Genomic DNA, 12,225 nt, shown 5'->3' on the forward strand with positions numbered 1-12,225 from the left:
GAGGCGGGGCAGTCTCTGCGGCAGGGATAAGACCGCTTCCATCTGCGTCTGTGCTGTTGACTTATTCTGTAAAAAGATTACTTTTCAGGACATGAAGAAGATACTCATCATTGTCCCCGATGGCGGTATGCTGTTTGAATCCGCTGGTATTGCCGACATTCTGATGCAGGCCAATCGCCTGCATCCGGAAGGTGCTACGGACATCTGTTACCAGGTGCAGCTAGCAACAACTCAACCGCATCAGGTGATCCATGGTCAGTCCGGTTTAAATTTACTGGCAGATCATCGCCTGCATGAAATTGACCCTCGTGAGCCTCTGGATACCATCATTATTACCGGCAGAGGTCAAAATCCGCAGGAAGGGATTGCAGTGGTTGACTGGCTGCGCCTTGCCGCTCCCCATGCCCGTCGCATTGCATCCATTTGCGGCGGCGCGATGCTGCTGGCGCAAACCGGACTGCTGGACGGCAGACGAGCCACCACCCACTGGAAGCTACTGGAAACTATGCAGGCAGAATTCCCTCAGGTGCGCGTCGAAGGCGGTCCGCTTTACATTCAGGACGAACACATCTGGACGTCAGGCGGAGTCAGTTCCGGCTTTGACCTGACGCTTGCCCTGGTTGAAGAGGACTACGGCTTCAGTCTGGCACGCGACATCGCTCAGGACTTCGTCATGTACCTGCGCCGACCCGGAGGCCAGTTGCAGTTTAGCCGCTATAACCTTCAGCAGAGCAGTACCCAGGGCCCCATTAGCGATCTACAGGCCTGGCTGCTCGAAAACCTCACCGCCGACCTGAGTGTGGATAAACTGGCGGCAAAAGTCGCCATGAGTCCGCGTAATTTCACCCGCGTGTTTACCCGGGAAACCGGCGCTTCGCCGGCCCGTTACGTCGCCGAAGCCCGTCTGGCTGCTGCACGACAGCGTCTGGAGCAGACCAACGAGACGCTGGATCGTATCGCTGAACAAACGGGATTTGGCAGCAGCATTAACCTACGGCGACTGTTTGAAAAACAGCTCCAGCTCACGCCGGGAGAATATCGTCAGCGCTTTCACTGTCGTAAAATGGCGTAAAGTGATCCTTTTTTGTCATTTACGCCAACTGATGACCGACCTACATTACCTTCAGAGACAACAGATAAGGAGTTGATCATGGTAAAGGTCGGTATTAACGGTTTTGGCCGTATCGGACGCAACGTACTGCGTGCAGCGCTGGGTAACCCGGATATTCAGATTGTGGCAATCAACGATCTGACAGACAGTAAGACACTGGCGCATCTGCTGAAATACGATTCGCTGCTCGGAAAACTCGACGCCGACGTCACCGCCGGTGAAGGGCAGCTTGTCGTTGACGGTAAACCCATTACCGTGTTCAGCGAACGCGACCCCGCCAACATCCCATGGCGTCAAAGCGAAGTTGATATTGTTATTGAAGCAACCGGCTTCTTCACTGACCGCGACAAAGCAGCGGTGCATATCCACAGCGGTGGCGCAAAGCGCGTGATTATCTCCGCCCCCGGTAAAAACGAAGATTTAACCATCGTGATGGGCGTTAACGATGGCCTCTACTCCCCGGATAAACACGTCGTGGTCAGCAACGGTAGTTGCACCACTAACGGTCTGGCACCTGCCGCGCAGGTTCTGCACCAGCATTTCGGTATTAAGCATGGTCTGATGAACACCACCCACGCCTATACCAACAGCCAGGCGCTGCATGACCAGCCAGAAAAAGACCTTCGTGGCGCTCGCGCCGCCGCACTGTCGATTGTGCCTTACTCCAGCGGTGCCGCGAAGGCGCTTGGCAAAGTCATTCCTGAGCTGGATGGTCGTTTGACCGGTTACTCGCTGCGCGTACCGGTTCCGGTGGTTTCCATTGTCGATCTAACCGTAACGCTTGAGCGGGATGTGACGATTGAAGAGGTCAATAATGCGTTTCGTGAAGCCGCCGCAGCGGGACCACTGAAAGGGATCCTCGGTTACAGCGATGAACCACTCGTCTCAAGCGACTACCAGGGCGACCCGCGTTCTTCCATTATCGACGGCCTGTCGACGCTGGTGATTGGCGGAAATATGGTCAAAATTCTGGCGTGGTATGACAATGAATGGGGTTTCTCCAACCGCCTCGTCGACCTGGCACTGTTGATGGCAAGGCGTGAACACTAATCCCCTGCTCTCGCCCCCTCAAAAATCCACGCCTGGCGTGGATTTTTAATTGCTGCCGCTTACCTGGCGGTGCAATCTGGGTGAACAGCCCATCAGACGTTTAAAGACTTTACCAAACGCACTGTCAGACTCGTAATCCAACGCGTTGGCAATCAGTACGGCGATGTTTCGGTATTTTTCAGACGATCGCAGGCCAACAACATGCGCTAACGCATAGGGTAGTCCATCGACATGCTGCCCACATTTTCTTTGAAATGTTGGGCAAAACTCGTCGCCAGGGGAAATCAATATCACGTCGGCTATGTGCCATGAGCGGACGTTGCTGATAGTAATTAGTACGGATGTTATTCAACTTCCGGGTTACAGACAGGTTGCCCCGACATGGGATTAAAGGGGTGAGACGGACTCAACAACATGCTGGAAAACGTAAGGATCAGAAAGTAGTTCAAATTCTTCGTCATCCGGGTAGGTGACCGCCACGTGATAGTTTTCTCCAGCAAACGCCTTCACCGACTGGAGATCCTGCCAGTAGGTAGCAAGAAAAAAATGTTCCCAACCACCCTGCGTTTCTCTGCGAACAAACGCGCCTATGTTTCCTGGGATGCTCTTTGAATGCTCTACTCCTGTTTTCTCCAGATGCAGAGCAAAACCATCCGCATGTTCAAGTGGAACGCAGCCGTGCCAGGTTCTTACAATCATTGGTTTTATCTCCTGTTATGAGAAATATAACTTTATCACCAACAGGTATTTCATGGTGTAGTTAATGAAGAGTATTTCTTCTGATAGCGAGTTTTCAGGCGCTTCTGACCTTCGTTTATCGTTCATAGCAGTCCTGAGGACCAGCCAGTCTATCCTCTGCGAGCCAACTGCAAACGTGAACGTGTTATATAAGGCGAAGGCGGTACTTGCATGAATGCCATTTGAAATGACAGCCTGCAGAATCCGATCTCTTTTGTGGCCTGCATAATGCCAGACCCAGCATTTTGATAGCTGTGTAGTTAATGCGTTATCGAAAGCCTTTAAAAAGGTATTTTGCCAGGTTGATCACTTTTGTTTCTCTTGTCGTATGTATTATTGCTGCGGTTCAACTATTAAGAATAGAAAAAGAACCAGAAACATTTCGAATATAGTTTATCCATAATATTAACAATTAATAGTATTAAAATAACACTCCATGAAATGGGATATTTTTATTTCTCATAGACGAGAATTTACATATCATGATATAATGTACAAGGAAAAGCACGCAGGTTATTAACCTGTATGCTTTGTGATTAAATTTTCGAGGGGACTATTCCAGTGGGACGTAAATGGGCCAATATTGTTGCTAAAAAAACGGCTAAAGACGGTGCAACATCTAACGTATATGCAAAGTTCGGTGTAGAAATTTATGCCGCGGCTAAACAAGGTGAACCAGACCCTGAATTAAACACATCTTTAAAGTTCGTTATTGAACGTGCAAAACAAGCACAGGTCCCAAAACACGTTATTGATAAAGCCATTGATAAAGCCAAAGGTGGCGGAGATGAAACGTTCGTGCCAGGGCGTTATGAAGGCTTTGGCCCCAATGGTGCAATGGTTATCGCTGAAACGTTAACGTCGAATGTTAACCGTACGATTGCTAATGTCCGCACAATTTTCAATAAAAAAGGCGGCAATATCGGCGCGGCAGGTTCTGTCAGCTATATGTTTGACAATACTGGCGTGATTGTATTTAAAGGAACAGACCCTGACCATATTTTTGAAATTTTGCTTGAAGCTGAAGTTGATGTTCGCGATGTAACCGAAGAAGAAGGAAACATCGTTATTTATACTGAACCTACAGACCTTCACAAAGGAATTGCAGCGCTAAAAGCAGCAGGTATTACTGAATTCTCAACAACAGAATTAGAAATGATTGCTCAATCTGAAGTTGAACTTTCACCAGAAGATTTAGAAATCTTTGAAGGTCTTGTTAATGCCCTTGAAGATGACGATGATGTTCAAAAAGTCTATCATAACGTTGCAAACCTCTAATTAAGAATGAAAGGAATCTGCCATTATGGCAGGTTTTTAACCTTATCACGTTGTTATAACGAAGCATATTTAGCCAGGTATCAGGGATAGTGTCCATCGACCCGTTGGACTCACCGTTCAGAACAGACCCGTCTCCCTGGTACCAGACTGCAGGTCGCACAAAGGGCACCCGTGATGGGTCCCCTTTGCCGCAACCTACAAAACTCTCCTGCACCAATCCCGCTTATCAGGGACTCAACTTAAAATGCGCGGCGTTAATATTGTATTGCTTCATTTTTCGCCACAAGGTGGTGCGGCCAATTTTCAGCAGGCTGGCCATCTCCTGAATCCGCCCACCGGTCACCCTTGCCGCGTGAATAATGGCGTCTTTCTCAATATCACTGAAAGCGACGCTGGCAGAGAAACGATCGGTCGCGGGTTCTGAGGCACGGTGCTCGTTAAAGAGATATTCTGGCAGATGGTTCAGGTGAATACGCCCGTTGTCACTTCTCAGCGCTGTATTTTCAATGACACTGTTGAGCTCGAAGTCATTCCCCGGCCAGTCGCAGGCAATCAGCGGAGTCAGCACATCGTCATCCATAAACAGGCGGGTCGAAAAGCGTTTTTCCAGGCGACGCAGGCGGTGATTCACCAGCGAAGGAATGCTGTTACGCCGCTGTCGCAGCGGTGGAATCATTATTTCAAAGGCGTGCAACGCGTAATAGAGCTGGCGGCTAAAGCGGTTTTGTTCCACCAGGCGCGCCAGATCCACCGTTGTGGCGGCAATCACTTTCACGTCAACTGGCACCACCCGCCGCGCGTCCAGGCGAGTGATCACCCCTTGTTTAATCACCTGTAACAACGCCGACTGCAGTTCTGGCGCCAGATACTCAATTTTTTCCAGGTACAGCGTACCGCCGTGCGCCAATTCCAGGCGGCTCAACCGCCCTTCGCTGTCGTCACCCGCCGTACTGGCGATAAAATCCCGTACCTGATCGGCATACAGCTGACAGTTCACCGCAATATACGGGCCTTCTGCCCGTTCGCTGGCATTATGAATAGCCTGACTCAGCAACTCTTTACCCACGCCCTCTTCGCCGCATAACAACACCGGAAAACTGCCCCGCGCCGCCTGACGACCAAAATGAACGATACGCTGGGTCTGCGGATCGTCCTGCGCCATTTGCGCGAAGGTATGGCTCACTTTACCTAATTGACTGGTCATCAACTGGCGCATCTTCTCCACCGGATGCAGCAGCAGAATAAAACTGGTGCCCTGCGTTTCGACAATCGGTTTGAGGGTAATCACGGTATCAACGAACTGATGCTGGCTTTCAAATGTTGCCTCAACATGATGCAGCGGGCGCTGATGGCGGATCGCACGCACCAGCACGCTGGGCAGCGTCAGGAGTTCATTGAGGTTTTTGCCATGGGCAGCCGTCACATCAAGATGCAGTAGCCGTGCCGCCTGAGCATTGATGAATTGCAGACTGCCCTGCGCGTTCCAGGTCATCACGCCGTCATCCATGCTCTCCAGCAAACCGTACAGTTGATTGAGATGACGGTTTGATTCGGCAAGCAGGCTGTCGGTGAGCAGCGAGTTTCCCACTTCACGCGCAATCGCCAGGGTTAATGGCAGATCGGCAGGCGATGCGTGATCTGCCGGACAGCCCAGCGCAATGGATCCTAAGAGGCGTCCATGGTTGTCGAAAACAGGCGTTGAGCAAAAACACCACGCACCGAGCGCATGTTTAAAATGGTGATCGGGCAGCGTTTTTACCGGTTGCCCTACGACAGAGGCCAGCGACAGCGCACAACTGCCAATGATGCTTTCGGCACAATAGGTGCCGTCGACAAAACCGAGTTCCGCCAGTTGCCCGAGCGTTTTTGGATCGCCACAGCGGCTCAGCACACACGCACTCTCATCCAGAATGAACAGCGCACACTTTCGCGGCGCCATGTATTCCCATGCGTCCTCCAGCGCCGCCTGTCCAAGCGTGAGCATCGCCGTCTTACGCCGACAAATCGAATCAAACGTCAGTCCCTGTGCCCGGTGCGGTTGCGCCCAGAAATCACGCTGCATTATTTTGCCGCAGCGTAACCACGAGTCGCGAATAAATTCAGGGATATTCGATTCATCGCTTATGTTCACGCTGTTATTCATTGTCTGTTTTCCCTCATTTCAGGGTGCGGTCGCTCGCAATTCTGCGGTATCTCGCGCTTTTACGTTCCGTTATGGAACATTCATCAAAATAAATGTTCTCTTTTGGAACATAACATCGATGAATTTTCTTTTTCGCGCGCTGGGGCACAATTACGTTATCGGCAGCGAGCGGTCGCCGTGGCGTTGTACACCATCGATCCCCTGGAGCCTAAGACCCGGAGCAAGAGAATGAAAAAGCTGATTAACCGTGTGGAAGACGTACTGAGTGAACAACTGGCTGGACTCGCAAAAGCGCACCCGTCGCTGACCCTGCATCAGGATCCGGTGTATGTGACCCGTGCAGATGCCCCCGTTCAGGGCAAAGTCGCGCTGCTTTCCGGCGGTGGCAGCGGGCATGAACCCATGCACTGCGGCTATATTGGTCAGGGCATGCTGTCTGGTGCCTGCCCCGGCGAAATTTTTACCTCCCCAACGCCCGACAAAATGTTTGAATGCGCCATGCAGATTGACGGCGGCGAAGGCGTGCTGCTGATCGTGAAAAACTACACCGGCGATATTCTTAACTTCGAAACCGCCACTGAACTGCTGCACGAAAGTGGCGTGAAAGTCACCACTGTGGTGGTGGATGACGACGTGGCGGTCAAAGACAGTCTCTATACCGCCGGACGACGCGGCGTCGCCAATACCGTGCTGATTGAAAAACTGGTCGGGGCGGCGGCAGAGCGCGGCGATTCCCTGGAAGCGTGTGCGGAACTTGGCCGTAAACTTAATAATCACGGCCATTCGATCGGTATCGCCCTCGCTGCCTGTACGGTTCCGGCCGCCGGTCAGCCCTCTTTCACCCTTGCCGACAATGAAATGGAGTTCGGCGTCGGGATCCACGGCGAGCCCGGCATCGACCGTCGCGCTTTCGTCTCCCTCGATCAGACCGTTGACGAGATGTTCGATACCCTGCTGGAAAACGGCACCTATAGCCGCACGCTGCGCCACTGGGATCCCGCTCAGGGCGTCTGGCAGGAGGATAAGCAAGGCAAACAGCCTTTGCAGTGTGGCGATCGCGTCATCGCGCTGGTCAATAACCTCGGCGCCACGCCGCTTTCTGAACTGTATGGCGTCTATAACCGCCTCGACGAACGCTGCCAGCAGGCGGGTATCGTTATCGAACGTAATTTGATTGGTTCGTACTGTACGTCACTGGATATGACCGGCTTTTCCATCACCCTGTTAAAAGTGGATGACGAGACGCTGGCACTCTGGGACGCACCGGTTCATACCCCAGGCCTGAACTGGGGCAACTAAGGAGAGCGTCATGTCACTGAACAGAGAACAAATTGTGAGTTGGCTTTATCGCTGCGGGGAGATTTTCAGCAAAGAGAGTGATTATCTCACCGGGCTGGATCGCGAGATTGGCGATGCCGACCACGGTTTGAATATGCATCGCGGCTTTAGCAAAGTGGTCGAAAAATTACCGTCCATTGCGGATAAAGATATTGGGTTCATTTTAAAAAATACCGGGATGACGCTGCTGTCAAACGTCGGGGGAGCCAGCGGCCCGCTGTTCGGCACCTTTTTTATCCGCGCCGCGCAGGTCACTCAGGCGCACCAGAGTTTGTCGCTTAATGAACTCTATCACATGATCCGTGAAGGCGCCGATGGCGTGATCAGCCGGGGTAAAGCCGAGCCGGGTGATAAAACGATGTGCGATGTCTGGGTGCCGGTGGCGGAGTCACTGCGCCAGTCGAGCGAACAGAACCTCTCCGTCACCGCCGCGCTGGATGCCGCCGCCGTTCAGGCTGAAGCCGCCGCGCAAAGCACAATTACGATGCAAGCCCGCAAAGGTCGCGCCAGCTATCTGGGCGAGCGCAGCATCGGGCATCAGGATCCGGGCGCAACCTCGGTGATGTTTATGATCCAGATGCTGGCAGCCGCAGCAAAAGAGTAAGGACAGTAAGATGGTAAACCTGGTGATAGTCTCTCACAGCGCCCGCCTCGGTGAGGGGGTGGGCGAACTGGCGCAACAGATGTTAATGGGCGGCGACTGTAAAATCGCCGTTGCCGCCGGTATCGACGATCCGCAAAACCCCATTGGTACCGACCCCATTAAGGTGATGGAGGCGATCGAGTCTGTTGCTGATACCGACCACGTGCTGGTGATGATGGACATCGGCAGCGCTCTGCTCAGTGCAGAAACGGCGCTGGATCTTCTCGACCCGACCATTGCCGGGAAAGTGCGACTGTGCGCCGCGCCACTGGTTGAAGGGACGCTGGCGGCAACGGTGAGCGCCGCCGCGGGCGCGGATATCGAAAAGGTCATCGCCGATGCGACGAACGCCCTTGAAGCTAAGCGCGAGCAACTGGGTTTACCCTCTTCTGCTGATGAGCGCCGCATGACTCCGGTTTTTAGCACACCGGACGCAGCGGCAAAATCAGTGTCCGTGGTGATCAAAAACCCTAACGGTTTGCACATTCGTCCGGCGTCCCGGCTTGTGGCAACGCTGTCAGCCTTTGACGCGGATCTGCTGCTGGAAAAAAACGGCAAGTGCGTCACGCCGGATAGCCTGAATCAGATATCGCTGTTGCAGGTTCGCTGTAATGACACGATCCGTTTGCTGGCAAGCGGAGCGCAGGCGGATGACGCGCTCGCAGCATTTAGCCAACTGGCTGCGGAGAACTTTGGTGAATCGCTGGACGATGCCGCAATTACCACATCGTCGACGGAGGCGATCACGGGCTGCGCGTTCTGTTACACCCCAACGCTGCCGCCGGTTCGACAAGCCTCGGATCTCAGCCCCGCTGCAGAACAGGCGCGACTGCGTAACGCGCTGGATCTCACCCTGCGCGATCTGATGACGCTGCTCACCCGCATGGAAGAAAACTGGCCAGGCGATCTGGCAGCCATTTTCTCTGGTCACCATATGTTGCTGGACGATCCCGAGCTGTTTGATACCGCCTGCGGGATCCTGCGTAGCGAACACTGTACGGCGGAATATGCCTGGCAGCAGGTGCTGAGCAGCCTCAGCATGCAGTATCGGCAACTGGATGATGCCTATCTGCAGGCACGCTACATCGATATCGACGATCTCCTGCATCGCACGCTACGTCATTTGCTGCAAAGCCCGCTGACGTTGCCTGATTTCACCGCGCCTGCCATCCTGGTCGCCGACAATCTGTTTCCCTCAACGGTGCCGGAATTCGACCCGAACGTGGTGAAAGGCATTTGCCTGCGTGAAGGCAGTCCGCTCGCGCATGGCGCCTTGATCGCCCGCGAGATGGGCATCGCCTGGATATGCCAGCAGGGCGACGCGCTTGACGATGTGCAGACGGGTGAGCGGTTGACCCTTGATGTGGCGCAAAATCGCGTCGTCAGGGAAAGGAAAACCCTGTAACGTCGCAAAAAAAGGAGGGTAACAACGCGCCGGCGGCGATCCTGGACTACGATTTTCTCATGGTAGATACCGTTTTTCGGTACGCACTAAGGAGATGAATCAATGCATACCCCTGCTTTTTGCACGTCTGGTTTGCTGTCGTGGGTCATAAAATTAGCGGTTTCCGGCACCCTTCTGTCCTTCTCTTCACTGTCTGTGCACGCAGAAGAGATGCCGGTTACCCCGCCGCAACCGCCGGATATTTTGCTCGGCCCGCTGTTTAACGATGTGCAGAATGCCAGACTGTTCCCCGATCAAAAGACCTTTGCTGATGCCGTGCCAAACAGCGATCCGCTGATGATTCTTGCGGATTACCGGATGCAAAAAAATCAATCCAGTTTCGATTTACGCCACTTTGTGAGCGTCAACTTCACATTGCCAAAAGAGGGAGAAAAATACGTTCCACCGGAAGGACAATCGCTGCGTGAACATATCGACGGGCTGTGGCCAGTATTAACACGCTCTACCGAAAGCGCGGGAAAATGGGATTCGTTGCTGCCACTGCCTGAACCTTACGTGGTACCCGGCGGGCGCTTCCGGGAAGTCTATTACTGGGACAGCTACTTCACCATGTTGGGACTTGCCGAAAGCGATCACTGGGACAAAATTGCCGATATGGTGGCGAACTTTGCCTGGGAGATTGATGCTTTCGGTCATATCCCCAACGGCAACCGCACCTACTATCTGAGCCGTTCCCAGCCCCCCTTCTTCTCCCTGATGGTGGAACTGCTGGCGCAGCATGACGGCGACGATGCGCTGAAAAAATACCTGCCGCAACTGCAAAAAGAGTATCTCTACTGGATGGAAGGTGTCGAAACGCTGCAGGCAGGTCAACAGAACAAACGGGTGGTGAAACTGGATGATGGCACCATCTTGAACCGCTACTGGGATGAGCGGGATACGCCACGACCGGAATCCTGGGTTGAGGATATCGCCACGGCAAAAAGCAATCCAAACCGTCCGGCCACCGACATTTATCGCGATCTGCGCGCTGCGGCGGCATCCGGCTGGGATTTCAGTTCGCGCTGGATGGATAACCCACAGCAACTCGGCACGCTGCGGACCACCAGCATCGTTCCGGTCGATCTTAACGCGCTGCTGTACAAGATGGAAAAAATCCTCGCGCGCGCCAGCAAAGCCGCGGGGGATGAAGCAAAAGCCAACCAGTACGATTCGCTGGCGAACGCCAGACAGAAAGCGATTGAGCACTACCTGTGGAATGACAAAGAAGGCTGGTATGCGGATTACGATCTGAAGAGCAAGCAGGTGCGTAATCAACTGACCGCTGCCGCCCTGTTCCCACTGTATGTCAACGCGGCCTCGAAAGATCGCGCCAGCAAAATGGCCGTGGCCACTCGCGCGCATCTGCTGCAGCCGGGCGGGCTTGCCACCACCTCGGTGAAAAGCGGACAGCAATGGGATGCGCCAAACGGCTGGGCGCCGTTGCAGTGGGTCGCCACCGAGGGCTTACAGAACTATGGACAGAGTGAGGTGGCAATGGAGGTAAGCTGGCGTTTTCTGACCAACGTGCAGCACACCTACAATCGCGAGCAAAAGCTGGTGGAAAAATATGACGTCAGCAGCACAGGAACCGGCGGTGGCGGCGGTGAATATCCGTTACAGGATGGTTTTGGCTGGAGCAACGGCGTCACGCTGAAAATGCTCGATCTGATCTGTCCGAAGGAAAATCCATGCGACAACGTGCCGGAAAAACGTCCGGTGACTCGCCAGACCTCCACCGAACCGACACAAAAACAGGCAACGCCGTAATAGCCAACGCCTGACCGGCCTGGAAATACCAGGCCGGTTTTCGCTTCACGCGATCAGAAACGGTAGCTTGCCCCGACCTGAACGGTACGATCACGACCAATCCAGCAATTGGTGCTGTCGTAGCAACTGAAGGTTTCTTTGTTGGTGATATTCTGCGCGCTGGCTTTTAACGTCACGCCACGCAATGAAGGCAGCGCCTCGCCTAACTGATATGACACGGCGAGATCGTACTGCGTTGTGCCTCCGAGCTTACCGCTCTTGTTATCCGGCGCAATTTCCATCGGCCCGGTATAGCGCGCCCCTGCGCCCATTGTTAGCCCGCGCAGTATGGTCGCATCGAAGGTGTAATCGCCCCACAGATTAAACGCATTCTCCGGCACCTGTGTCGGGCGTTTGCCTTCGTATGTTTCGTCTTCAGTATTGATCGCATGAGTATAGGCGTAGTTGGCAACTAACGTGACGTTGTCACCTGGTCGGCTAATCACCGACAGTTCCGCGCCTTTTGATTCGATCTCCCCGGTCTGCCGATAATCCCAGGTTGGCGTGGCGGAAAGAACATTCTTCTGACGGATGTTAAACACGGATGCCGTCAGCGTGGTCGCGTAATCGGCCAGCAGGTATTTCACCCCGCCCTCCAGTTGTTTGCTGGTTGTCGGCTTCACCTCTTTTGACGTCAGCGTGCCCTGCGGTGAAATCGGTTTGAAGCCTTC

At 53.6% G+C, this 12,225-nt stretch carries 10 protein-coding genes; 7 read left to right on the forward strand and 3 right to left on the reverse strand.

The features are described from left to right. Positions 1-91: 91 nt before the first annotated feature. Together AB7E14_RS02750 and gap are read left to right on the forward strand one after the other, a co-directional pair. Positions 92-1,072 carry a GlxA family transcriptional regulator gene (locus AB7E14_RS02750; RefSeq protein WP_043000461.1) on the forward strand — a complete coding sequence of 327 codons (981 nt, stop codon included), beginning with the start codon at positions 92-94 and terminating at the stop codon, positions 1,070-1,072. Positions 1,073-1,150: 78 nt separating this feature from the next. After that, entirely contained in the window at positions 1,151-2,161 is a 1,011-nt protein-coding gene (gene gap, locus AB7E14_RS02755; RefSeq protein ID WP_044326573.1) for a type I glyceraldehyde-3-phosphate dehydrogenase, read from the forward strand. A 387-nt stretch (positions 2,162-2,548) separates the two neighbouring features. On the opposite strand, the gene AB7E14_RS02760 is transcribed toward gap, so the two are convergent. Next, positions 2,549-2,860 (reverse strand): hypothetical protein, encoded by a 312-nt coding sequence (locus AB7E14_RS02760; protein ID WP_316961732.1) that lies wholly within the window; start codon positions 2,858-2,860, stop codon positions 2,549-2,551. A gap of 600 nt (positions 2,861-3,460) precedes the next feature. Between AB7E14_RS02760 and AB7E14_RS02765 the strand changes: the two genes are divergently transcribed. Then, the gene (locus AB7E14_RS02765) at positions 3,461-4,177 is read left to right on the forward strand and encodes a YebC/PmpR family DNA-binding transcriptional regulator (protein WP_043000457.1); all 717 of its coding nucleotides are present in this window, start codon (positions 3,461-3,463) and stop codon (positions 4,175-4,177) included. Positions 4,178-4,403: 226 nt separating this feature from the next. Here AB7E14_RS02765 and dhaR read toward each other — a convergent pair whose 3' ends face one another. After that, on the reverse strand, positions 4,404-6,320 hold the full coding sequence (gene dhaR / locus AB7E14_RS02770) for a dihydroxyacetone kinase operon transcriptional regulator DhaR (protein WP_044327700.1): 1,917 nt from the start codon (positions 6,318-6,320) through the stop codon (positions 4,404-4,406). A 228-nt stretch (positions 6,321-6,548) separates the two neighbouring features. Between dhaR and dhaK the strand changes: the two genes are divergently transcribed. The 4 genes from dhaK (at position 6,549) to AB7E14_RS02790 (ending at position 11,515) form a co-directional block, all read left to right on the forward strand. After that, positions 6,549-7,619 (forward strand): dihydroxyacetone kinase subunit DhaK, encoded by a 1,071-nt coding sequence (gene dhaK, locus AB7E14_RS02775; protein WP_316961733.1) that lies wholly within the window; start codon positions 6,549-6,551, stop codon positions 7,617-7,619. A 10-nt stretch (positions 7,620-7,629) separates the two neighbouring features. Beyond that, complete coding sequence (gene dhaL, locus AB7E14_RS02780; RefSeq protein ID WP_044327699.1) at positions 7,630-8,262, forward strand: dihydroxyacetone kinase subunit DhaL; 633 nt, start codon at positions 7,630-7,632, stop codon at positions 8,260-8,262. A gap of 10 nt (positions 8,263-8,272) precedes the next feature. After that, positions 8,273-9,706 carry a dihydroxyacetone kinase phosphoryl donor subunit DhaM gene (gene dhaM, locus AB7E14_RS02785; protein ID WP_316961734.1) on the forward strand — a complete coding sequence of 478 codons (1,434 nt, stop codon included), beginning with the start codon at positions 8,273-8,275 and terminating at the stop codon, positions 9,704-9,706. A 102-nt stretch (positions 9,707-9,808) separates the two neighbouring features. After that, entirely contained in the window at positions 9,809-11,515 is a 1,707-nt protein-coding gene (locus AB7E14_RS02790; RefSeq protein WP_316961736.1) for an alpha,alpha-trehalase, read from the forward strand. A gap of 53 nt (positions 11,516-11,568) precedes the next feature. Here the strand turns inward: AB7E14_RS02790 and AB7E14_RS02795 are convergent. Continuing rightward, positions 11,569-12,225 (reverse strand): TonB-dependent siderophore receptor (locus AB7E14_RS02795; protein ID WP_428169312.1); only part of this gene is annotated, 657 nt, incomplete at its 5' end.

Origin of the sequence: Citrobacter sp. (assembly GCF_050252275.1) — a bacterium.
Lineage (GTDB): Bacteria > Pseudomonadota > Gammaproteobacteria > Enterobacterales > Enterobacteriaceae > Citrobacter_A > Citrobacter_A amalonaticus.

Bases quoted from the DNA above. Each gene is read 5' to 3' on its own strand.
- AB7E14_RS02750 (WP_043000461.1), top strand. From the start codon at position 92: ATGAAGAAGATACTCATCATTGTCCCCGATGGCGGTATGCTGTTTGAA.
- dhaK (WP_316961733.1), top strand. From the start codon at position 6,549: ATGAAAAAGCTGATTAACCGTGTGGAAGACGTACTGAGTGAACAACTG.
- AB7E14_RS02790 (WP_316961736.1), top strand. From the start codon at position 9,809: ATGCATACCCCTGCTTTTTGCACGTCTGGTTTGCTGTCGTGGGTCATA.
- dhaR (WP_044327700.1), bottom strand. From the start codon at position 6,320: ATGAATAACAGCGTGAACATAAGCGATGAATCGAATATCCCTGAATTT.
- dhaM (WP_316961734.1), top strand. From the start codon at position 8,273: ATGGTAAACCTGGTGATAGTCTCTCACAGCGCCCGCCTCGGTGAGGGG.
- dhaL (WP_044327699.1), top strand. From the start codon at position 7,630: ATGTCACTGAACAGAGAACAAATTGTGAGTTGGCTTTATCGCTGCGGG.
- gap (WP_044326573.1), top strand. From the start codon at position 1,151: ATGGTAAAGGTCGGTATTAACGGTTTTGGCCGTATCGGACGCAACGTA.
- AB7E14_RS02760 (WP_316961732.1), bottom strand. From the start codon at position 2,860: ATGATTGTAAGAACCTGGCACGGCTGCGTTCCACTTGAACATGCGGAT.